Annotated in this window: 29 protein-coding genes and 1 tRNA gene; 10 read left to right on the top strand and 20 right to left on the bottom strand. The window is 70.6% G+C overall.

The genetic code is table 11. The features are described from left to right. Nucleotides 1-6: 6 nt before the first annotated feature. From Gocc_RS03610 to Gocc_RS03595, 4 genes are all read right to left on the bottom strand, one after another. On the bottom strand, nucleotides 7-762 hold the full coding sequence (locus Gocc_RS03610; RefSeq protein ID WP_114795195.1) for a YebC/PmpR family DNA-binding transcriptional regulator: 756 nt from the start codon (nucleotides 760-762) through the stop codon (nucleotides 7-9). Then, complete coding sequence (gene pdxT / locus Gocc_RS03605) at nucleotides 749-1,303, bottom strand: pyridoxal 5'-phosphate synthase glutaminase subunit PdxT (RefSeq protein WP_114795194.1); 555 nt, start codon at nucleotides 1,301-1,303, stop codon at nucleotides 749-751. Before pdxT ends, Gocc_RS03610 begins: the two co-directional genes overlap by 14 nt. A gap of 13 nt (nucleotides 1,304-1,316) precedes the next feature. Beyond that, nucleotides 1,317-2,201, bottom strand: coding sequence for a pyridoxal 5'-phosphate synthase lyase subunit PdxS (gene pdxS / locus Gocc_RS03600; RefSeq protein WP_114795193.1), 885 nt, complete (start codon nucleotides 2,199-2,201; stop codon nucleotides 1,317-1,319). Between the two features lie 63 nt (nucleotides 2,202-2,264). Then, nucleotides 2,265-2,867: a hypothetical protein gene (locus tag Gocc_RS03595; RefSeq protein WP_114795192.1), complete on the bottom strand. Its 603-nt coding sequence runs from the start codon at nucleotides 2,865-2,867 to the stop codon at nucleotides 2,265-2,267. A 368-nt stretch (nucleotides 2,868-3,235) separates the two neighbouring features. Between Gocc_RS03595 and Gocc_RS03590 the strand changes: the two genes are divergently transcribed. Next, nucleotides 3,236-3,892: a MarR family transcriptional regulator gene (locus tag Gocc_RS03590; protein WP_181813338.1), complete on the top strand. Its 657-nt coding sequence runs from the start codon at nucleotides 3,236-3,238 to the stop codon at nucleotides 3,890-3,892. Next, complete coding sequence (locus Gocc_RS03585) at nucleotides 3,889-4,572, top strand: nucleotidyl transferase AbiEii/AbiGii toxin family protein (RefSeq protein WP_181813337.1); 684 nt, start codon at nucleotides 3,889-3,891, stop codon at nucleotides 4,570-4,572. Before Gocc_RS03590 ends, Gocc_RS03585 begins: the two co-directional genes overlap by 4 nt. Nucleotides 4,573-4,714: 142 nt before the next feature. On the opposite strand, the gene Gocc_RS03580 is transcribed toward Gocc_RS03585, so the two are convergent. Next, a tRNA-Ile gene (locus Gocc_RS03580) sits at nucleotides 4,715-4,788 on the bottom strand. Between the two features lie 108 nt (nucleotides 4,789-4,896). Here Gocc_RS03580 and Gocc_RS03575 point away from each other — a divergent pair. Next, nucleotides 4,897-5,349 carry a secondary thiamine-phosphate synthase enzyme YjbQ gene (locus Gocc_RS03575; RefSeq protein WP_114795190.1) on the top strand — a complete coding sequence of 151 codons (453 nt, stop codon included), beginning with the start codon at nucleotides 4,897-4,899 and terminating at the stop codon, nucleotides 5,347-5,349. A 2-nt stretch (nucleotides 5,350-5,351) separates the two neighbouring features. Here Gocc_RS03575 and Gocc_RS03570 read toward each other — a convergent pair whose 3' ends face one another. Beyond that, entirely contained in the window at nucleotides 5,352-5,531 is a 180-nt protein-coding gene (locus tag Gocc_RS03570) for a hypothetical protein (protein ID WP_147281173.1), read from the bottom strand. A 114-nt stretch (nucleotides 5,532-5,645) separates the two neighbouring features. Here Gocc_RS03570 and Gocc_RS03565 point away from each other — a divergent pair, with 114 nt between their 5' ends. Continuing rightward, on the top strand, nucleotides 5,646-6,041 hold the full coding sequence (locus Gocc_RS03565; protein ID WP_114795188.1) for a carboxymuconolactone decarboxylase family protein: 396 nt from the start codon (nucleotides 5,646-5,648) through the stop codon (nucleotides 6,039-6,041). A gap of 21 nt (nucleotides 6,042-6,062) precedes the next feature. Here the strand turns inward: Gocc_RS03565 and Gocc_RS03560 are convergent, their stop codons facing one another. The 5 genes from Gocc_RS03560 to Gocc_RS03540 form a co-directional block, all read right to left on the bottom strand. Then, complete coding sequence (locus Gocc_RS03560) at nucleotides 6,063-6,284, bottom strand: hypothetical protein (RefSeq protein ID WP_114795187.1); 222 nt, start codon at nucleotides 6,282-6,284, stop codon at nucleotides 6,063-6,065. A 1-nt stretch (nucleotide 6,285) separates the two neighbouring features. Next, complete coding sequence (locus Gocc_RS03555) at nucleotides 6,286-7,062, bottom strand: glucose 1-dehydrogenase (protein WP_114795186.1); 777 nt, start codon at nucleotides 7,060-7,062, stop codon at nucleotides 6,286-6,288. 5 nt (nucleotides 7,063-7,067) lie between these two features. Then, nucleotides 7,068-8,420 carry an aldehyde dehydrogenase family protein gene (locus tag Gocc_RS03550; RefSeq protein ID WP_114795185.1) on the bottom strand — a complete coding sequence of 451 codons (1,353 nt, stop codon included), beginning with the start codon at nucleotides 8,418-8,420 and terminating at the stop codon, nucleotides 7,068-7,070. 70 nt (nucleotides 8,421-8,490) lie between these two features. Beyond that, nucleotides 8,491-9,225, bottom strand: a complete 735-nt coding sequence (locus Gocc_RS03545) for a gamma-glutamyl-gamma-aminobutyrate hydrolase family protein (protein ID WP_114795184.1) — start codon at nucleotides 9,223-9,225, stop codon at nucleotides 8,491-8,493. A gap of 9 nt (nucleotides 9,226-9,234) precedes the next feature. Beyond that, on the bottom strand, nucleotides 9,235-10,569 hold the full coding sequence (locus Gocc_RS03540) for a glutamine synthetase family protein (protein WP_114795183.1): 1,335 nt from the start codon (nucleotides 10,567-10,569) through the stop codon (nucleotides 9,235-9,237). Between the two features lie 174 nt (nucleotides 10,570-10,743). Between Gocc_RS03540 and Gocc_RS03535 the strand changes: the two genes are divergently transcribed. After that, nucleotides 10,744-12,345, top strand: a complete 1,602-nt coding sequence (locus tag Gocc_RS03535) for an amino acid permease (protein WP_114795182.1) — start codon at nucleotides 10,744-10,746, stop codon at nucleotides 12,343-12,345. 89 nt (nucleotides 12,346-12,434) lie between these two features. Here the strand turns inward: Gocc_RS03535 and Gocc_RS03530 are convergent, their stop codons facing one another. Beyond that, nucleotides 12,435-13,193 (bottom strand): SDR family NAD(P)-dependent oxidoreductase, encoded by a 759-nt coding sequence (locus Gocc_RS03530; RefSeq protein ID WP_114795181.1) that lies wholly within the window; start codon nucleotides 13,191-13,193, stop codon nucleotides 12,435-12,437. 483 nt (nucleotides 13,194-13,676) lie between these two features. Here Gocc_RS03530 and Gocc_RS03525 point away from each other — a divergent pair, with 483 nt between their 5' ends. After that, complete coding sequence (locus tag Gocc_RS03525; RefSeq protein WP_114795180.1) at nucleotides 13,677-13,862, top strand: hypothetical protein; 186 nt, start codon at nucleotides 13,677-13,679, stop codon at nucleotides 13,860-13,862. Beyond that, a complete protein-coding gene (locus Gocc_RS03520; RefSeq protein WP_114795179.1) occupies nucleotides 13,859-14,449 on the top strand; it encodes a class I SAM-dependent methyltransferase in 591 nt (196 codons plus the stop codon). Before Gocc_RS03525 ends, Gocc_RS03520 begins: the two co-directional genes overlap by 4 nt. Here Gocc_RS03520 and Gocc_RS03515 read toward each other — a convergent pair. The 3 genes from Gocc_RS03515 to Gocc_RS03505 are packed head-to-tail and all read right to left on the bottom strand — an operon-like array spanning nucleotide 14,436 to nucleotide 16,489. After that, entirely contained in the window at nucleotides 14,436-14,969 is a 534-nt protein-coding gene (locus tag Gocc_RS03515) for a hypothetical protein (protein ID WP_114795178.1), read from the bottom strand. The genes Gocc_RS03520 and Gocc_RS03515 overlap by 14 nt on opposite strands. After that, complete coding sequence (locus tag Gocc_RS03510; protein WP_114795177.1) at nucleotides 14,966-16,201, bottom strand: MFS transporter; 1,236 nt, start codon at nucleotides 16,199-16,201, stop codon at nucleotides 14,966-14,968. Before Gocc_RS03510 ends, Gocc_RS03515 begins: the two co-directional genes overlap by 4 nt. Nucleotides 16,202-16,231: 30 nt before the next feature. Continuing rightward, nucleotides 16,232-16,489, bottom strand: a complete 258-nt coding sequence (locus Gocc_RS03505) for a hypothetical protein (RefSeq protein WP_114795176.1) — start codon at nucleotides 16,487-16,489, stop codon at nucleotides 16,232-16,234. Between the two features lie 115 nt (nucleotides 16,490-16,604). Between Gocc_RS03505 and Gocc_RS03500 the strand changes: the two genes are divergently transcribed. Next, nucleotides 16,605-17,060 (top strand): hypothetical protein, encoded by a 456-nt coding sequence (locus Gocc_RS03500; RefSeq protein WP_114795175.1) that lies wholly within the window; start codon nucleotides 16,605-16,607, stop codon nucleotides 17,058-17,060. Here Gocc_RS03500 and infA read toward each other — a convergent pair. Further along, the gene (gene infA / locus Gocc_RS03495) at nucleotides 17,057-17,275 is read right to left on the bottom strand and encodes a translation initiation factor IF-1 (RefSeq protein WP_114795769.1); all 219 of its coding nucleotides are present in this window, start codon (nucleotides 17,273-17,275) and stop codon (nucleotides 17,057-17,059) included. The genes Gocc_RS03500 and infA overlap by 4 nt on opposite strands. A gap of 95 nt (nucleotides 17,276-17,370) precedes the next feature. After that, nucleotides 17,371-17,574, bottom strand: coding sequence for a cold-shock protein (locus Gocc_RS03490; protein WP_114795174.1), 204 nt, complete (start codon nucleotides 17,572-17,574; stop codon nucleotides 17,371-17,373). A 204-nt stretch (nucleotides 17,575-17,778) separates the two neighbouring features. On the opposite strand from Gocc_RS03490, the gene ung reads away from it, so the two are divergent. Then, nucleotides 17,779-18,450 (top strand): uracil-DNA glycosylase, encoded by a 672-nt coding sequence (gene ung / locus Gocc_RS03485; RefSeq protein ID WP_114795173.1) that lies wholly within the window; start codon nucleotides 17,779-17,781, stop codon nucleotides 18,448-18,450. Nucleotides 18,451-18,459: 9 nt separating this feature from the next. After that, nucleotides 18,460-18,708, top strand: coding sequence for a Sec-independent protein translocase subunit TatA/TatB (locus tag Gocc_RS03480; RefSeq protein ID WP_114795172.1), 249 nt, complete (start codon nucleotides 18,460-18,462; stop codon nucleotides 18,706-18,708). Here Gocc_RS03480 and Gocc_RS03475 read toward each other — a convergent pair. The 3 genes from Gocc_RS03475 to Gocc_RS15965 form a co-directional block, all read right to left on the bottom strand. Then, complete coding sequence (locus tag Gocc_RS03475; protein ID WP_114795171.1) at nucleotides 18,705-18,944, bottom strand: S1 domain-containing protein; 240 nt, start codon at nucleotides 18,942-18,944, stop codon at nucleotides 18,705-18,707. The genes Gocc_RS03480 and Gocc_RS03475 overlap by 4 nt on opposite strands. A 43-nt stretch (nucleotides 18,945-18,987) precedes the next feature. Then, on the bottom strand, nucleotides 18,988-19,746 hold the full coding sequence (locus Gocc_RS03470) for a tyrosine-protein phosphatase (protein WP_114795170.1): 759 nt from the start codon (nucleotides 19,744-19,746) through the stop codon (nucleotides 18,988-18,990). Between the two features lie 376 nt (nucleotides 19,747-20,122). Then, the coding region (locus Gocc_RS15965; RefSeq protein WP_422717976.1) for an IS1634 family transposase at nucleotides 20,123-20,517 on the bottom strand (395 nt) is incomplete at its 5' end.

Raw genomic sequence — 20,517 nt, 5'->3', positions numbered from 1 at the left:
GGCCGCCTACGACGCGACGGCCTCGAGCAGGCTCTCGGGGATGTCGAAGTTGGCGTACACGTCCTGCACGTCGTCGTTGTCCTCGAGTCCCTCGACGAGGCGCACGACCTGCTTCGCGGTCTTCTCGTCGTCGATCGCGACGGTGACCTTCGGCACCATCGACAGCTCGGCGGACTCGATCGTCAGCCCGGCCGCCTCGATCGCCTCCCGCACGGCGGCAAGCTGTTCGGGCGCGCTCGCGACCTGGAACACGGAACCATCGCGTTCCACGTCGTCGGCCCCTGCGTCCGCGGCCAGGAGGAAGAGCTCCTCCTCGTCGACGCCCTCGGCCGCTACGAGGACGATGCCGCGCCGCTCGAACTGCCAGGCGACGGCCCCCGTGGCGCCGAGGTTGCCGCCGTGCTTCGAGAACAGGTGCCGGACGTCGGACGCGGTGCGGTTGCGGTTGTCGGTGAGCGCCTCGACGATGACGGCGACGCCCTCCGGGCCATAGCCCTCGTAGACGACGGTCTCGAACGCGGAGCCGTCGGCGTCGGCACCGGTGCCCCTGGCGATGGCACGCTCGATGTTGTCCTTCGGCATCGAGTACGAGCGCGCCTTCTCGATCGCGTTCTGCAGCGCGAGGTTCGTCGCCGGGTCGGCGCCGCCCTCCTTGGCCGCGACCATGATCGAACGCGACAGCTTCGTGAAGAGCTTGCCGCGCTTGGCGTCGGCGGCGCCCTTCTTGTGCTTGATCGTCGACCACTTGCTATGCCCGGACACTCATGCCCTCCTCGACCATTGCCAGAAAACGCTCGTGGATCCGCGTGTCGTCGGTCAGCTCCGGGTGGAACGACGCGACGAGGATCCGGCCTTCGCGCGCGAGCACCGGGTGCCCGTCGACCTCGGCGAGGATAGCGACGCCGGGCCCGGCCTCGGCGATCCACGGCGCCCTGATGAAGACGGCGTGGAACGGCTCCGTCTCGCCCTCGACGGCGAGCTCGGTCTCGAAGCTCGCCACCTGCCGGCCGAAGGCGTTGCGCTCCACGCGCAGGTCGATGAGGCCGAGGCGCTCCCGGTCGAGCACGATCATGCCGGCGCAGGTGCCGAAGATCGGCGCGTCGAAGCCCCGTAGCGCCTCGTCGAGCCCGTACAGCGCCATCAGGCGCAGGATCGCGGTCGACTCGCCGCCCGGGATGACGAGCCCGTCGAGCCCTGCGAGGTGCTCCGGAAGGCGCACCTCGACGACGGCGGCGCCGAGGCGCCGCAGCATCGCGGCGTGCTCGCGGAACGCCCCCTGCACGGCGAGAACCCCGATTCTCATGCGGCGAAGAGCCTTACCAGCCGCGGACTTCGAGTCGCTCGCCCTCGGCGAGCGACGCGGAGGAGATGCCGACCATCGGCTCTCCGAGCCCGGTCGAGACCTCGGCCAGGATCTTCGCGTCCTGGTAGTGCGTCGTCGCCTCGACGATCGCCTTCGCGCGGCGGTCGGGGTCGCCCGACTTGAAGATGCCGGAGCCGACGAAGACGCCGTCGGCGCCGAGCTGCATACAGAGCGAGGCGTCGGCGGGTGTCGCGATGCCGCCGGCGGTGAACGTCACGACCGGCAGGCGACCGTTCTCGGCCACCCAGCGGACGAGCTCGTACGGCGCCTGCAGGTTCTTCGCCGCCGCGTACAGCTCGTCGCCGCGCAGCGACTGCAGCCGTCGGATGCCGCCGAAGACGGCGCGCATGTGCGTGACCGCGTTGACGATGTCGCCGGTGCCCGCCTCGCCCTTGGTGCGGATCATCGCCGCGCCCTCGCCGATGCGGCGCAGCGCCTCGCCGAGGTTCGTGGCCCCGCACACGAACGGGACGGTGAAGCCCCACTTGTCGACGTGGTGCTCCGTGTCGGCGGGGGTCAGCACCTCGGACTCGTCGATGTAGTCGACCTCGAGCGCCTGCAGGATCTGCGCCTCGGCGAAGTGGCCGATGCGGCACTTGGCCATCACCGGGATCGAGACGGCCTCCTGGATCTCGCGGATCATGCCCGGGTCGGACATGCGGGCGACGCCGCCGTCACGGCGGATGTCGGCCGGGACGCGCTCGAGCGCCATGACGGCGACGGCACCGGCGTTCTCGGCGATCAGCGCCTGCTCGGCGTTGACGACGTCCATGATGACGCCGCCCTTGAGCATCTCGGCGAGACCGCTCTTCACGCGCATGGTGCCGACTTCGGCCATGAGTCCAGTGTAGCGGGGCGCCCGCCCCGGCGAACCCGGGAGCGGGCGCCCGTCGGGGATCGGTCAGACGCTCCGCCCGGGCTCGTCGTCGCCCTGGTCGTGCCGTGCCGCCGGCGGCTCGCCCGCCGCGTCGGCGGGCGGGTCGGCGGGCGGGTCGGCCGGCGTGTCGGCCGGCGTGTCGGCCTGCTTGTCGGTGGCGGACTCGACCGCCTCCTTCGCCGCGGTAGCGGCACTGCCCGCGGCAGCGACCACCGAGGTCTTCAGTTCGGAGATCGACTCGCCGGCGGACTGCATGTTGAGGAACGCGCCCGCCACGACCGCAATCGCGAGGAGCAGCCCGAGCCAGGCCCAGAACGTGCGGAACTCGTTGTCGACGAGGAACTTGAGCACCGTGAACAGGCCGAGCAGGATGGCGAGGGCCATCGTGGCCATCGTCGGCGAGAGTCCGATCTGGATCTTGATGCCGGCAAGGCGAAGACCCTCCCAGGCGAGGATCGCGATCGCGATCAGCCCGGCGAGGACCCCCCACCCGTGCCACATGCTGACGCCGGCAGAGGCGATGCCCTGGAAGTCGACCTCCTGCCAGTTGAAGATCGACACGACGAGGAACGCGATCGTCGCGGCGACCACGAGCTTGGCGCCCTGGGACAGCCTGGAGATATCCATTTTGCGGATTTTTCCTTTCGGGAGGTGCGAACCGACGCTCGCAATCATCGTTGCGATGTGAGACAGATACAACTGCTGCGGCGCGACTCCTCTCCCCTCAGGCGGGAAACCGCCTGGCCCCGAGGTTGCGTCGTGGCCGGGCAGGGGAGCCCGTCCGCGGGCTCCCCTGTCTCCGATGGCGCAGCGGGACTCAGGCCTCGCGATCCCGAAGAGTCGTGCGTGACCGAGCGTCGGCGGGTTTGCTGTGGACGCTTCGTGAGCCTGGCCGACGCACACGCGACGGCGCGGAACCGATCCGCTGAACGTACGAAATGGACACTATGTCGGCCGCGGAGGCTGCGCGCCGCCTGGGAACGAGCGTGCCGCGGGTGACACGCACGATCAGAAGGCTGGGAATCGACGCCGAGCGGCGTGGCGGCGGGCGCGTGCTGCTGACCCCACGCCAGTTCGAATACCTGCAGGCCGAGCTTGGTGCCCTGCCCCCGGTCGACGGGCTCGGCAGGATCGAGGCGCTCGTGCTGGCCGCGCTCGCCCGGGCACCGCGCGGGCTGATGTCGGCGCGCGCGGTCGCCCGCCGCGCAGGTGTGTCTCCGACCGCGGCCGCGCGTGCGCTCCGCTCCCTGAGAGGCCGCGGGCTCGCGCGCACGCGGCGAGAGTGGATCGCCGCCGGCCGGGCACGCGCGACGGAGGTGATCTACGCCGACGCCACCGCACCCGACTGGCCCGCCCTGGCCCCCAGTCTCGCCACCGTCCGCTTCCCCTCCCGAACCTCGACTGCGCATCCCACCCGAGTGCCCGCTCGCCTTCGCCACCTCTTCTGGAACGCCGACCCGAGCAGAATCGACCTCGAACGCCATGGGGCGTACGTCGCGGAGCGACTGGTCTCGAGTGGCGACCTGGACGGGCTCGCCTGGGGGCTGCGGGCGCTCACGAGCGCCGACTGGAACGAGGCGGCGCGAAACCGCGGCCTCTCGCCCGCGCAACGCGCTCTCGCCCGCAACCTGGCCGGGAGCGCTCGCCCGTGAGCCTGCCCGACTGGCTGCAGGCGCTGCTCCCGGGAGACACCGCGCAGACCTGGCGGCAGATCGCCGGCGTGGTTCCCGCCGAGGCGTACCTCGGGGGCGGGACGGCGCTGGCGGTCCACCTCCGCCACCGGCAGAGCCGCGACCTCGACTTCTTCTCCCACCGGCCGCTCGACCTCGACGAGCTGGCGCGGCAACTGCGCTCTCTGGGTGACTTCGCGACGACCCAACAAGCGGTCGGGACGCTGAACGGCCTCTTCGGCGAGACCGGAGTGCAATTCCTCCACTGCGGGACAGACCGGCCCGAGCGCCTGCTCGAGCCGACCACGGCCGTCGCCGGACTCCAGGTCGCGGGTCTCGGCGACCTCCTCGCGATGGAGCTGGACGCGATCGCCGGCCGCGGCCAGCTACGCGACTACTACGACCTGATGGCGATCGAGCAGCACGGCGGCCGCAGTGTCGAAGAGGGGCTCGCCCTCTACCTCGCCCGCTACGAGCCCGCACACGCAGACAGCGCGATCACGTCGATCATCCTTGCGCTCGGTTACCTCGACGACGTCGCCGACGACCCGTTCCTCCCCGTCCGGCGCGACGCAGTCCGCGGCTACTGGCAGCGACGACAGCCGCCGATCGTCGCGGCGCTCGACCGCCACGGCATCACCCGGCTCCCGGGCGACGGATAGACCTGTCACTCGTCCGGTAGAGCCGTCCAGGACGCAGCTGCGCCGTGGCGGCGCCGCTGGTCGCGCGCCACGCGCCAACGGGCGCTCTCGGTACCTCCGGCCCACGGTCTCGAGCCAAGACCGCCGAATGCAAGGGTATGTATGGGCCCGCCTGGACTCGAACCAGGGACCGACGGATTATGAGTCCGCTGCTCTGACCAGCTGAGCTACGGGCCCGCAGCGCGAGCGTAGCCTGTTCGCGCTCCGCCCGCTCCCACCTGACTGACACAATGACGGGCACAGGCGCGGGCCGCCGCGGACGACGACGGAAGGGACACGGATCACGTGAAGACGTTCCAGCGGGAGGTGCAGCTGCGCACCGCGGGTGGGTTGACGGTGACCGACATCACCGACGAGGTGCGCGACGCCGTACGTGAGAGCGGTGTCCACGACGGCATCTGCTGCGTGTACTCGCCGCACACGACCTGCTCCGTCCGCGTGAACGAGTTCGAGCGCGGCTTCCTGGAGGACTTCGCCGTCATGCTGAAGCGGCTCGTCCCCACCGAGCACTACTACGCGCATGACGACTGGGACCGTCGCACGGAGAACATCTGCGAGGAGGACCAGGAGTTCGGCAACGGTCACTCGCACTGCATGTCGATGCTGCTCGGCCCCGCGGGCGAGTCGATCCCGATCCGGGAGGGCGAGCTCGCGCTCGGCACCTGGCAGCGGATCCTCTTCCTCGAGCTCGACCGCGAGCGTGACCGGCGCTGGCTCGTCCAGGTCGTCGGCGTCTGACGCTAGCCGTTCGCGGGCTCTGCGCCGTGGCGGCGCGACCACTCGTCGAACGCCGCCCACGCGCCGAGGTAGCGCGCCAGCCGGCGGTAGCCCTCCGTCAGCTCGATGCGCGCGTGCACGGCGCAGGTCGCGCAGTACCCGAGCGGATCGGGCGCCTCGGCGTGACGGCAGCGAATGCACATGTTCACGTGGAAACGCCGTTCGACGCCCGCATGTTCCCGCCTTCTCGCTTCATTCGTTACAATGATCGGCAACCCGCCACGCCCCTTGAGCCTCGCGCGTCGAGAGGAGGGTGCATGAAGAAGGCAGAGGTGTTCGCCGACATTCGAGACACGCTCGGGATCGTCCCCGGCTTCCTGGAGACGCTTCCCGAAAGCCTGCTCGAGAGCGAGTGGACGACGTTCAAGAACCTACAGCTGGCCGAGACGGCCATCCCGAACAAGTACAAGGAGCTGATCGGGCTCGCCGTCTCCGGCGCGACACGGTGTCAGTACTGCACGTACTTCCACACCGAGGCCGCACGGCTGTTCGGCGCGACGGAGGAGGAGATCCAGGAGGCTTCGCTGATGGCGAAGCACACGATGGGCTGGAGCACCTACCTGAACGCCGAGCGGTACGACTGGGACACGTTCAAGCGGGAGTTCGACCAGATCGCGGCACACGTACGTGCATCGCAGGCGGCCGCCGTCTAGGCGGCAGCGGCGGCGGCGGGCTCACGACGGGCGCGCGGAGCGCCCGTCGTCGTCCTGGAGTCCCGACAGCGACCGGTCGTAGTCGCGCAGGAGCCGGTCGAGCAGCACGACCGCTTCCGGCGGGGCAGCGGGGTCGGCGCGCATCGCGGCGAGCGTGAGCCTGGCGGCGCCGGCGAGCGCCGACAGCTCGGGGGCCGTCACCGTGAGCCGGAAGACGTTCTCCCGCTCCCGCTCGAGCTTCATCTCATTCGGGAGTCACGTAGGCGGCGGTGATGCCGCCGTCGACGACGAACGTGGCGCCGTTCACGAACGACGCCTCGTCGCTTGCGAGGAAGAGCGCCGCGTTGACGATCTCGCGCGGCTTGCCGAGCCGGCCCATCGGCCAGTGGATGCGGCGCCGCTCGTAGGCCTCCGGGTTGTCACCGAAGATGTTGAGCAGCAGCGGCGTCTCGATCGGGCCCGGGCAGAGCGCGTTGACGCGGATGCCCTGGCGCGCGAACTGGACGCCGAGCTCCCTGCTGAGGGAGAGCACCGCGCCCTTGGAGGCGGTGTACGAGATCTGCGACGTCGCCGCGCCGAGGATCGCGACGAACGAGGCGACGTTGATCACCGACCCGCCGCCGCGCGCGAGCAGATGCGGGATGCCGTGCTTGCAGCAGAAGAAGACGCCCTTGGTGTTGACGTCCTGCACCCGCTGCCAGGCCTCCGCGGAGGTGTCGAGAATCGACGCGTCGTCGTCGGGGGAGATACCCGCGTTGTTGTAGAGGACGTCGATGCCGCCGAAGCGTTCGGCCGTGGCGGCCATCATCGTCTCGACCGCCGCCTCGTCGGCCACGTCGAGCTGGAACGCGAACGCCGAGCCCTCCGGGCACAGCCCGACGGTCTCCTCCGCCGCGGCCAGCGCGACGTCGGCGACGCACACCCTCGCGCCCTCGGCGCTGAACACGATCGCCGCCTCGCGGCCCATGCCGCCCCCCGCGCCGGTGATGACGCAGACCTTGCCTTCCAGACGTCCCGCCATGTGCTTCAGCCCTCCGTCGAGATGAACACGTTCTTGATGTCGGTGTAGCCCTCGAGCGCCGCCATGCCGAGCTCGCGCCCGAACCCCGACTGCTTCATGCCGCCGAAGGGCGTGTGGACGCGTACCGAGCTGTTCGAGTTGACCGACAGCACGCCGCTCTCGAGCGCGCGCGCGACCCGCAGCGAGCGGGCGCCGTCGCGCGTCCAGATCGAGCCGGACAGCCCGTAGGGGGTGTCGTTGGCGATCCGGATTGCGTCCGCTTCGTCGTCGAACGGGATCACCGCGGCAACAGGACCGAACACCTCCTCGCGGGCGACGCGGTCGTCGTTGCCGGCCTCGACGAGGGTGCAGGGGAACCAGTAGCCGGGGCCGTCGGGCGTCTCGCCGCGGAACACGGGCTCGCGCTCGACGAACGAGGCGACCGTCTCGCGGTGCGCGGCGGAGATCAGCGGGCCCATCTCGGTGCTTTCGTCCTCGGGATCGCCGACCTTGACCTTGCGCGTCGCGTCGACGAGGAGCTCGAGGAAGCGGTCGTAGGCGGATCGCTCGACGAGGATGCGGCTGCGCGCGCAGCAGTCCTGGCCGGCGTTGTCGAACACCGAGTAGGGCGCGGACGCGGCCGCCCGCTCGAGGTCCGCGTCCGCGAAGACGACGTTCGCGGACTTGCCGCCGAGCTCGAGCGTGACGCGCTTGATCGTCGCCGCGGCGCCCTGCATGACGCGCTGCCCGACCTCGGTCGAACCGGTGAAGCCGATCTTCGCGACGTCGGGGTGCTCGACGAGCCGCTGCCCGACGACGGAGCCCTTGCCGACGACGACGTTGAGCACGCCCTCGGGGATGCCGGCCTCGAGCGCGAGCTCGCCGAGCCGCATCGTCGTCAACGGCGTCAGCTCGGCGGGCTTGATCACGATCGTGTTGCCGGTCGCGAGCGCCGGCCCGACCTTCCAGCTCGCGATGTTGAGCGGGAAGTTCCACGGCGTGATCAGGCCGACGACGCCGAGCGGCTCGCGGAAGGTGACGTCGACGCCGCCGGCGACCGGGATCGTCTCGCCGTAGTGCTTGTCGACCGCGCCCGCGTAGAAGTGGAAGACCTGGGCGACCATGCCGACCTCGCCGCGGGCGCCCGAGATCGGCTTGCCCGCGTTGCGCGACTCGAGCCGGGAGAGCTCCTCATGCCGCTCCTCGACCAGCGTCGCGAGACGGCGCAGCAGCCTCGCGCGGTCGGCGGGAGAGACGGCGCGCCAGGCGGGAAAGGCGGCTCTGGCCCGGGCGACGGCGGCGTCCGTCTCCTCGACGCCCGCCTGCGCGAGCTCGGCGATCGCCTCCTCGGTGGCCGGGTTGCGGACGATCAGTGTCATGCCGCTGATTCAACACCACGGAGCGACGGCGTGACGGCAGAGGCGAGCGGCGGGTGGATCTGCCCCGCCTTCACGCCGACCCTGCACGGCGCTCGGCGCGGTAGGCCCGCGCCTCGGCGACGAGCGCCTCGAACAGGCGCTTGTCGTCCTCCTCCATCTCCGGGTGCCAGAGCACGCCGACGGCGAAGCGCCTGGTCGGGTCCTCGAGCCCTTCGAGCGATCCGTCCTCCGCCCAAGCGCTCTCGACGAGCCCCTCCCCCACCCTGCCGACGCCCTGATGGTGGCTCGAGCGCACCGACTCGTGCCGCGCGCCCAGGATCGCGGCGAGCCGGGTGCCCTCCTTCACGTCGACCGGATGCTGCGAGAACACGCCCGGCGTCTCCCGGTGCCGGTCGTGCCCGACCGTCTCCGGCAGGTGCTGCACGAGGTCGCCGCCGCGCAGCACGTTGAGGAGCTGGAAGCCGCGGCAGATCGCGAGCGTCGGCACGTCGCGCTCGAGCGCTGCCGCGAGCAGGGCGAGCTCGCCCGCGTCACGGTGCGCCTGCGCGGGGTCGGTGGCCGGATGCCGGTCGGCGCCGTAGCGGGACGGGTCGATGTCGATGCCGCCGGAGAAGATGACGCCGTCGAGCACGTCGAGCGTCTCGTCGACGCCGTGCTCGCTCGGCGGCACGAGCAGCGGCCGCCCGCCGGCGCGCTCGACCGACTCGACGTACATGAGCGGCACGAGCGCCGCCGGCAGCTCCCACGCGCCCCACTTCGCGGGCTGCGCGTACGAGGTGATGCCGATGATCGGACGTCCGCTCACGCTCGCAGCCTAGCCACGCTCGTAGTAGCGCCTGCGCTCCCAGTCGGTGACGAAGCGGTCGTAGAGCCCCTGCTCGGTGCGCGCGTAGTTGAGGTAGTGATCGACGACCTGGTCGCCGAAGGCGCCGCGTGCCATCGTGCCGGCCTCGAGCGCGGCGATCGCCTCCCGCATCGTCGACGGGAAGCGGTCGGCATCCGACTCGTACGCGTTGCCCTCGAGGCCGGGAGGCAGCTCGAGCTCGTTCTCGATCCCGTACAGGCCGGCGGCGATCACGGCCGCGAAGGCGAGGTACGGGTTGGCGTCGCCGCCGGGGATGCGCGTCTCGGCACGGCGCGCGGCGCCGTGCCCGACGACGCGGAAGCCGCAGGTGCGGTTGTCGTTGCCCCAGGCGAGCGTGGTCGGCGCCCACGAGCCGGCCGCGAAGCGCTTGTACGAGTTGATCGTCGGCGCGAGGAACACCGCCAGCTCCTTGAAGCAGGCGATCTGGCCCGCGAGCCAGCGCGAGAAGAGCGTCTCGTCGTCGCGGAAGCACGGCTCGCCGTCGCGCCACAGCGACGAGTGGATGTGGCACGAGTTGCCGATCCAGTCCTCGAACGGCTTCGCCATGAACGTGATCGAGCAGCCGTTGAGGAACGCGATCTCCTTGGCGCCGTTCTTGTACACGACGTGGTTGTCGGCCATCGTGAGCGCGTCGGCGAAACGGAAGTTGATCTCCTGCTGCCCGGGCCACGCTTCGCCCTTCGACGTCTCGACCTTGATGCCGGCGCCGTGCATGCCGTTGCGGATCTGGCGCAGGAACGCCTCGTCGTAGGTCGTGGCGAGGATGTGGTAGTCGAGGATGTAGGGCACGGACGGCGTCAGCCCCGCGTAGCCCTGGGCGTGCGCCTGCTCGTAGGTCTCCCGCAGCAGGTAGAACTCGAGCTCGCTGCCCATCATCGGCGTCAGCCCGAGGGCGGCGGCACGCTCCATCTGCGCCTTCAGCACCTGGCGCGGCGACGGGCCGACCGGCGAGCCGTCGTGCCAGTGGACGTCGCCGAGCACGAGCGCCGTCGCCTCGAGCCAGGGGATCCGCCGCAGCGTCGCCATGTCCGGCCGGACGTCGAAATCCCCGTATCCCTGCTCCCAGCTCGCGATCGCGTAGCCGGGGACGGGATCCATCTCCATCTCGAGCGCGAGCAGGTAGTTACACCCCTCCACCCCGTGCCCGGCGTCCATCTCGTCGACGAAGAACTCGCCGTGCAGGCGCTTCCCCATCAACCGCCCCTGCATGTCGGTGAAGGCGACGACGACGGTGTCGATCGCGCCGCTCTCGACGTCTGCTCGCAACTGCTCGAAGGTGATCATGCGGGCGATCCTACTATCCGTCCGAACAGGGGAGCACACTCCTTCGATCACGGGCGCTCACTGTGATCATCGATGGCATGTCTTGACAAGGCCCATGCCGGCAGGGGTGAATACGCCCACGGCCCATCCGCTGGGGAGGCGGGGGGCGATCCGGTCATCTAGGAGGGAGGCGACATGAGCGACACACCCGCAGGCGGCGGGTACCACACGTCGGAGGACGAGAAGCTCCTGCACAAGCTCGGATACGCGCAGGAGCTGTTTCGGGCGATGGGCGGGTTCCAGAACTTCGCCATCAGCTTCACGATCATCTCGATCCTCGCCGGCAGCCTGACGTCCTACTACATCGCGTTCAACTGGGGCGGCCCGGTCGCGGTGACATGGGGCTGGCTGCTCGTCGGCACGATGTCGACGATCGTCGCACTCGCCATGGCGGAGATCGCGTCGGCCTTCCCCACCGCCGGGGGCCTCTACTACTGGGCATCGAGGCTCGGGAGCCCGGCCTGGGGCTGGTTCACCGGCTGGTTCAACCTCGTCGGCCAGATCGCGGTCACCGCCGCGATCGGCTACGGGCTCGCGATCTTCGCGACGGCGCTCTTCAACCTGTGGTTCGACTACCCGAACTCGTCGAACTGGATCTTCGTCATGTACTCGATCGTGATGTTGATCTCGCTCGTCCTGAACCTGTTCAACGTCAGGATCACGTCGCTGCTGAACACGGTCTCCGCCTACTGGCACATGGTCGGCGTCGTCGTGATCGTGCTCGTCCTCATCGTCGTCCCCGACAACCACCAGTCGTTCGGATACGTGTTCGGCGAGACGATCAACAACTCCGGCTTCTCGGGCAACGGCTTCAGCAGCATCGTGTTCTGGTATGTGTTCGGCATCGGCCTGCTGATGTCGCAGTACACGATGACGGGCTATGACGCGTCCGCCCACATGGCCGAGGAGACCCACCAGGCGTCCCGCTCGGCCGCCGTGGGCATGTGGATGTCGGTGTTCGTCTCGATGGTGTTCGGGTGGATCCTCCTGCTCGCCGTCACCTTCGCCATCCCCGACACGCAGGGCGTGCTCGACGCAGGCGGCAACGCCGTCGTCTACATCTGGACCCAGTCGACGAGTCAGAGCTGGGCGGAGTTCCTCCTCCTGATCGCCGTCGTGGCGCAGATGTTCTGCCTCACGGCGTCGACGACCTCCGCCTCGCGGATGCTGTTCGCGTTCTCGCGCGACCGCGCCGTCCCCGGACACCAGCTGTGGAGGCAGGTTGCCCGCAACCGCGTGCCGCAGATCTCGGTGCTCGGGATCTCGGTCGCGGCCTGGCTGCTGATGGTGCCGACGCTGTGGAACGCGGTCGTCGGCTACCTGGTCGGCACCTCGATCGCGGTGATCGGGCTCTACATCGCCTTCATCCTGCCGGTGATCCTGCGGCTGCGCCTGGGCGAGCGGTTCGAGACAGGAGCGTGGACGCTCGGCGGCTCCTACAAGGTGATCGACTGGATCGCGATCGTCTGGGTGACGCTGATCTGCATCCTCTTCATCGCTCCGATCGCACCTGCCGGCATCCCGTGGAACGACGCGTTCGACTGGAACGTGCTCAACTACGCCCCCATCACCGTCGGAGGAGCGTTCCTCCTGTTCGGCGGTTGGTGGGTGCTGTCGGCGAAGCGCTGGTTCAAGGGCCCCGTCCGCATGGGGACGGACGAGGAGCTCGAGCAGCTCGAGGAGGTCGGGTCGGCGCAGTTCGACGTGCCGCCCGACACGCAGTACGAAGGCGCCTAGAGGCCTTCGCAGCACCGTCCGACGGATCGGGGGCGCCTTGCGGCGCCCCCGATCCGTCTCGCGACGCGGCGTCGACGGGACGGTCGCGATCAGCCCGTCCAGGCACCGCCGTTCTGGTCGATTGCCTGCCCGGTGACACCCCGCGCGTCGGGCGAGAGAAGCCATGCGACCGTGCCGGCGATGTCGTCCGGCTGGGACATGCGGCCCATCGGCACCTCGCTCATCGCGCGGCGGTACGCGTCCTCGCGCGTGCCTCCGATTGCCTCGGCGAGTGCGTCCAGCCCCTGCCACGCCATGTCCGTGTCGACCCACCCGGGGCAGATCGCGTTCACCTGCACGTTGCCGGGGGCGAGCTCGGCGGCGAGCGAGCGCACGAGGCCGAGCAGACCCGCCTTCGACGCGCTGTAGCCGGTGTAGGCAGGCACGGCGATGCGCGCGAGGATGGACGAGATCACCACGAGATGGCGCGCATCCGGCCCCGGCGCCAGGTGCCGGACGGACGCGCGGGCGCAGGAGTAGGTTCCGCCGAGGTTCACGCGGACGATCTCGTCGAACCGGTCGCCGGGGCCGTCGCCGTTCGGGCCGCCGATGCCGCTCGCCGCGACGAGCGCATGGATCGGGCCGAGCGCCTCGCTCGCCCCGGCGAAGGCCCTGTCGACCCGGGTGCGGTCGGTGATGTCGCACGACACGACATGGGTCGCGACGTCGAGCGTGGCGGCGACGGCCTCGAGGCGCCCGCGGTCGCGCGCGAGCAGGGTGAGCGAGGCGCCGTCGCGCGCGAGCCGCCGGGCGACGGCGCGACCGATTCCGGTGCCGGCCCCGGTGACGACGACGTGCTTTCCGGTCATGGTCTCTCCAGACGTTCGCAATTTGCGGGAAGTCCATCCGCCGGCACCCTTGATCGGGACCGGCGCTCCAGCATAGATTCACGACTGCGCCGAGCACGGGGCGCGAGTAGGACGAAGCCTCACCGGGAGGCGGTACGCGGAAGCGGAAGGTCACCCGGGGCGGTGGACGAAAGCGCTCCCGGCTCGGTGAACTGCTGGTCCCGCCTTTGTAGAGCATGCCGGAGAGAGCGCAATTTTCTTCTGCTCTCCAGCAAACGTATGCAAATTGCGGAAATCTCTTCCAGCGGGCTCTTGACGGCGTTCCGGGCACGCCGTAGTGTGCGGCGTGCACCGAGTACGGAGCGCCCGAGGTTGATGGCTCTCCGACCGGCAGCCGCTTCGGCGGAGGTCAGTCGGAAAGCCGGACGAGGGGGCCACCGGCTCGGTGCATTTCGTCGTGCTCCTGTGCGGACGCACGCGTCCGGGTGGGAACGACGTTCGCCCATGCGCCGCGCCGCCGGCCGCGCCGGGTCTATCGTGTTCGTCGACGCGATGGTGTTTCGGATGACAGTTCCGCTGCCTCCCGGGCATGTCGACGACCTCGGTCTCTCGACGCTGCCCGCCGGCGTGCTTCGCGGCGCCGCCCTCGGCCCGACGCTCGGCACAGCGACCCGGGCGGCGACGACGTGAGGAGCGACGACTGGAACCGCCGCTATGCCGAGAGCGGGCTCGTGTGGGGCGCAGCCCCGAACCGCTTCCTCGTCGCGGAGACCGAGGACATCGCGCCGGGGCGCGCGCTCGACCTCGCCTGCGGGGAGGGTCGCAACGCCCTCTGGCTCGCCGAGCGCGGATGGGAGGTGACGGCCGTGGACTACGCCGAGGTGGCGCTCGACAAGGCACGGCGGATCGCTGCCCGGCGCGGCGTCGCGCCGACGCTCGTCCACGCCGACGTCACCGCTTGGGAGCCGCCGGCGCGCGCGTTCGACCTCGTGCTCGTCCTCTACCTGCAGATCCCGGCGGCGGAGCGCAGAGTCGTGCTGGAACGCGCGGCCGCGGCCGTCGCCGCCGGCGGCACCTTCCTGCTCGTCGGCCACGACCTGCGCAACCTGAGCGAAGGGCACGGGGGACCACAAGATCCCGATCTCCTGTTCACACCGGAGCAGATAGCGGCCGAGCTGCCCGGCCTCGAGGTCGTGAAGGCGGAGCGCGTGCTGCGGCAGGTCGACGGCGCCGAGCGCCCGGCGATCGACGCGCTCGTTCGCGCTAGGCGCCCGTGAGGGCGAGCGCGCGGTCGGCCGGGAAGCGCCCCAGCGCCCATGCGGCGTCGAGCGGCCGGCGCCGGTAGTCCTCGCCGTTGACGAGCGCGTACGTGCGCGTGCGCGGATCCATCGGCAGCCGCGACTCGGCCGGGTAGTAGACGTTGTGACGCTCGATCAGGTCGTTCACCTCGTTGAACGACCAGCGCGCGAGCGCTGCCCTCCAGGCATCCCGGAACTTCGCCTCGTCGGGAAGCGCGACCGCGAGCTCGCGCCGCTCCCGCTCGAGTCGGCGCTCGTGCTCGGACGTCAACTCGGCGATCCTGCGCAGCCGCATCATGTACGGGAGCGGCCCGCCGAGAGCCGCGAGATAGCCGTCGGCCGCCGGGCGGAAGTTGCGCAGCCGCAGGGGGAGTCGCCGCCCACGCAGCGGGCTCGAGCCGAGATCCTCCTCGAGCTCCGCAAGCTCGCGGCGGCGGCGCGGCGCCTCCGGCTTGACGGCGCCCTGGAAGAGGATCGTCTCCCGCTCGGCGCGCTTCACCCTTCCAGTAGAGCAGACGGCGGCGGCGGCGCGGCGCGGGACTCCGCGCGCCTGCAGACGGTCGCACCCACCGCCGCGCTGACGACGGCCGCGACCGCGAACGCCGACCACATCGCCGCGTCCCCGGACGCATCGCGCACCTGGAGCCCGAGGAACGGCGCGAGCGCGAATCCCGTCGCGGCCGTGCCTGCGAACGCACCCATGTAGGCGCCGCGGAGGTCGTCCGGGGCGAGACCGGCCACGATCGCGGACGACGTCGGCACCCACAGCATCTCCCCGAGCACGAACAGCACGAGCACGAGGACGATCACCGGGATCGCGGAGGTGACGCCGAGCAGGAGGAACGGCAGGCCCATCAGCAGCACGCCCGCCACCCACTTCGGGACCATCGAGACGTGGGCGAGGCTGCGCGTGAGGCGAAGCTGGAAGAGGGTCACGAGCAGCGGGTTGATCACGACGAGCACCCCCCACCCCCACGTCGGCAGGCCGTGGCTCTCGACGAGCGACACCGGCAGCACGGTCTCGTAGGCGACGTAGACGAGCCACGAGAACACGCTTGCAGCCATGAACAGCAGGTACGGCCGATCGCGCACGATCACCCCGAGCGAGCCCCGCTGCGGAGGCGACGTCGGCGCGTAGGCGCCGCCACGGGGCAGGAGGCGAAACGCGAGCCACCAGGCTGCGACCGCGAGCAGGCCGACTCCGGGGAAGAACGCGTGCCAGCCCCCGGCGACGAGGAAGAGGCTCCCCGCGGGTGGGCCCATCGTGACCCCGAGATTGGCCGCGACGCGTACGGACGCATAGGCGACCTCGTGGCGCTCCGGAGGCACGAGATCGGCGACCATGGCTTGCCCGGCAGAGCCGCCGAACGACCCGAGCGCACCGGCTCCGACCATCAACCCCAACCCGAGCAGCACGTCGGAGCCCGCGAGCAGGAACAGCGGCAAGGTGATCGCGAGAAGCCCCTCGCCCGCGAGGATGAGCCCGCGGCGGCCGACGTGGTCGGAGAGATGGCCGCCGGCGTGGCCGACGAGCCCGGCGACGATCGCCCCGACGAGATAGCCGAAGGAAAGCTGGGCGGAGGTCGCGCCGAGATCCTCGATCGCCCAGATGCCCATGAAGCTCCACGCGCTCGATCCCGCGAGGGAGCCGATCAGCGTGACGGCGAGGACGGGACGGAGTGCGCGGTCGACCTCCGCGCCCCAGATCAGGTGCGCGAGGCGACGAAGCACGCGCGCAACGCTAGCCGATCGGCGCGACGGTCAGCGCCGGCCGCGCAGGCGCTGCAGCCAGGCGGAGCGCGGCGAGGCAGCGAGCTCTCTCTCTGCGGCGTCGGGCCCACGCGCCGGCTCGCCGTGCGCGACATGGTCGAGCCGCCCGGGGGTGCCGGGCTGTGCCGGGAGCGCTTCGGGCTCGGGCGCGATCTCGAGCGTCAGCGGCCCGTCGCGGCGCGAGCGCAGGCGCTCGAAGTCCCCGCGCAGCGCCGCGCGCATCTCGTCCTTGTGGCTCTGCTCTTTCACGGGCGCTGATTCCGCAACGAGCGGCGGAATCCTCCCGCGCAGGGAGCGGCCCGGTAAGGCGGACGGGATGCAGCGCCCGCGCCAGGTGGACGATCCTCGTTAGCATGCGCCCGGCATGAGCACGCCGCTCGCGATCAGCTTCCTCTACCTGCTGCCGTTCATCATCCTCGGCAGCCTGCTGCTGCTGACGCTGCTCGTGTTCGTGCTCGCTCGCGTCGCAGGCGGCAAGGCGCTGCGACCGATCGTGAACCAGCTGTCGAAGATCGGCTTCATGCGCCGCTGGTTCCAGCGCATGTCGGTCGCCGCCTACGAGAAGTCGAACCCCGAGCTCGCCGGCGCGATCAAGAAGATGCAGAGCTTCGGCGAGATCAAGACGCCCGAGCAGGCTCAACGTGCGCTCGCGGTGCTGACGCCGGCGGAGCGCAGGGCATACATGGAGCTCGTCGGCGAGCAGGGTCAGATGCCCGATCCCATCAATCGCGATCAGCGGCGCCGCGTCGAGCGCGGAGCACAGGGCATGATCGTGCAGCAGCGGCCCGGCGCCCGTGGACGCAAGGGCAAGAAGCGCTAGCGGTAGCGGTACACGATGCGGCCGCGCTTGAGGTCGTACGGCGACAGCTCGACCTTGATCCTGTCGCCCGGGTTCACGCGAATCCGGTAGCGGCGCATCTTCCCTGCGGTATAGGCGATCAGCTCGTGGCCGTTGTCGAGGCCGACGCGGAACATGCCGCTCGGGAACGCCTCGAGCACCTCGCCCTCCATCTCGATCTTCTCCTCGCCTCCGATGGCGACGCTCCTTCCCTCGGTGGGGTCCGGTGTCGGAGCGTTCCGGGGCGAGGACGGACGCCTCGCCCCGGAGCGCGATCCGGAACGCCGCGACGCTAGATCAGCGTCACGTTCGTCGCCTCGGGGCCCTTCGCGCCCTCGCGCGCCTCGAACTCGACCTTTGCGTTCTCGGGCAAGGACTTGAAGCCCTCGCCGGCGATGTTGCTGTGGTGCACGAAGAGATCCTTGCCGCCCTCGTCGGGGGCGATGAAGCCGTAGCCCTTCGCGTCGTTGAACCACTTCACGGTTCCGGTTGCCATAGAAAAACACCTCCTCTCACCCTTCGTCGAACGGGTGAGGGAGGCGTCGTGCCTCCGGGACCGCGCTCTGATTTCCGCATCAGCGTAGCGGTTTTCGACAGCCGGCGGGATCACGGCGCCCGGGCCTGCGCAACCGGCGCCCCGCGCACGTCTCTCCCCTCGCGGGCGGGCACCGTAGCAGCGCCGAGGCTCTAGGCTTGCGACGTGCAGCCACGGATCGACGAGAGCTGGCGTGCGGTGCTGGGGGACGAGTTCGAGCAGCCCTACATGCGCGACCTGCGGGCCTTTCTCGCGGCGGAGCTGCAGGCGGGCAGGCGCTTCTTCCCGCCGGCCGCGCTCGTCTTCAACGCGCTGGCGCTGACGCCGTTCGAGGACGTCCGTGTCGTCATCCTGGGCCAGGATCCGTACCACGGGCAGGGCCAGGCCATGGGCCTCTGCTTCTCGGTGCCGCCGGGCGTACCGCAGCCGCCGTCGCTGCAGAACATCTTCAAGGAGCTGGCATCCGACCTGGGCGTCGCGCCGCCGTCGAGCGGCGACCTGACGGCGTGGGCGCGACGCGGCGTGCTGCTCCTCAACGCGGTGCTGACCGTCGCGCCACGCTCGCCCAGCTCGCACGCGGGCAAGGGCTGGGAGCGCTTCACCGACAGGGTCGTGGCGGAACTGTCCTCGCGACGCGAGGGCATCGTCTTCCTGCTGTGGGGGAAGTACGCACAGCAGAAGGGCGGCGTCGTCGATCGCTCCCGCCACCACGTGCTCAGCGCCGCGCATCCGTCGCCCTATAGCGCCGCAGGCGGCTTCTTCGGCTGCCGGCATTTCTCCCGCGCGAACGAGCTGCTGGTCGGCGACGGCCGCGAGCCCGTCGACTGGCGTCTGTAGGATCGCGGCATGCCGTTCGGCCTCGGACTGTGGGAGATCGTGATCCTGCTCGGCATCGTGGCGCTGCTCTTCGGCAGCAAGGGCCTGCCGCAGGTGGCCCGCCGGCTCGGCACCGGCGTGCGCGAGGTGAAGGACGCGGTCGCCGAGGTCGACCCGCGCCGGATGCTCGAGGCGGGCGACGACCCCGAGGCGCCTCGCGCCGCGCCGCCGGGGCAGCCGGCGGAGCAGCGGCGCTCGTCCGAGACGCCCCGCGACTAGCCGCCGCGACGGTGCGAGCGTGCCCGCTTGGTGATGGGCTCGGGGACGACCGAGACGTGCAGCGCCCGCCGCTGCTCATCGTCGGCGGTGAACGTGACAGGGGTGCCCTTGCAGCGCCCGACCGGCTTGTGCCCCGGCTCGAAATCCTCCCCGAAGACGTCGAAGCGCCCGTCCTCCTCCGTCTCGATCACACCGAGATCCTTCACGTCGTTGAACCAGAGCATCGTCCCCTGCATCGGCCGTCCGCCTTTCGTCGGGGCGCAGACGAGATGTCCGCTCCTAGACGACGACGGTAGCAGCGCCTCGATCCGCCCATGGCAGCACGCTGCCGTCGAAGAGCGGCACGGCCGCCTCGCGCCCGTAGCGTCGCTCGACCGCGCGGAAGGCGAGGTCGAGCCGCGGCGGCCGCTCGAGCCCGTGCGCATCGGAGGCGGCGATCGTCACGACCCCGTCCTCGAGCAGCTGCCAGGCCGCCTTCTCCGAGGTGCCGCCGTGGTCGCCGAGAAGCGACGGGGCGTTGAGGCACAGGTGCCATCCCCGCTCGGCGAGCGGACGCACGATGGAGGGATCGTCGCTGACGGCGGGGCAGCGCTCCGGGTGGGCGAGGACGGGAACGAGGCCGGCGGCCTCGGCGCGCCGGCCCGCCTCGACGAGCATCGGGATCGGGTCGGGGTAGTCGAGCCACCAGCCGGGGAACTCGAGGAGCACGGCGTCGGTGCCGTCGAGCCGGTAGTCGCGCGGGTCGACGTCGTGATCGAGCACGGTCGGGAACACCTCGAAGCCGCGGCGCAGCTCGAGCCCCCATGCGGCGACGGCGTCGCGGACGACGGGAAACGCGTCGTCGTAGGTGCGCCGCCGCGCCGGCGTGAGCGGATAGCGGTCCCACGGCGCGTGCGCGTGGGGTGTCGCGAACAGCACGCGCGTGCCGGCGTCGACCGCGATGCGGCAGAGCTCGAGCGCATGCTCGATCGAGGCGGCGCCGTCATCGCCGGACGGCACGACGTGTGCGTGAACGTCGACGAAGCCCGGAGCCGCCATCGCCCTCCACCGTATCCGCCGCAACGCCGCCTCGGCGCCGCACCCCTCCTCCGCAGACAGCGAACGTGTAGCGCCAGCCGACCGGAAGGCCCTGGTGCGAGACGCCGCACTCGATGCTCGCTGCACGACGCCCGGCTGCGCAGCGGCCGGGCGACATGATCCTGAACGGGCGCGCCTCGCGCGCCCCTTGCGGCTCGAACGTTTGCAGACGGCGCACTAGCTCCGCCAACCGGGCCGATGGCACCGGAAGCTCTGGCCGGAGTTCCGCAGTCGATGGGCATGCTGACGGTGTAGAAGTGGCTTCTGAGCAGGTGTTTTAGCGGTCTGGCGGCTTGGTAGGCGTGTGCCTACAGCGATCCGGGGCGCCGGCGGCGGTTCAGGCGGGTTCGAGCGCGGTGATGCGGGGCGGCGGCTCGATCTGGAGCGCGGCCAGGATCGCCTGCTGAGGCGCGCTCGGTGCCGTGGTCTGTTGGACGGCGCCGGCCGGGCCTTCGAGCGTGACGAGGTGCAGGCGTTGCAGTTCGGTCGCGACCCGCCGCCAGCTGCGGCCGCTTTGCCGTTCGGCGATCCGGATCAGCAGCAGCGCGAGCCAGCAGACGACGACGTGGGCGCGGATGCGGTGCTCGAGCCGGTGGAAGACAGGCCGCAGCTCCAAGGTGGTCTTCAGGTCGCGGAAGGAGCGTTCGGCTTCGCGCAGGTTCTTGTAGCCGAGCGCGATCTCCTCCGCGCTCAGGTCGGGGTCCGAGCTGGAGAGCAGGTATTTGCCGTCCA

It is taken from the genome of Gaiella occulta (assembly GCF_003351045.1).
Classification (GTDB): Bacteria; Actinomycetota; Thermoleophilia; order Gaiellales; family Gaiellaceae; genus Gaiella; species Gaiella occulta.
This window is presented reverse-complemented; position numbering and strand designations above follow the sequence as displayed.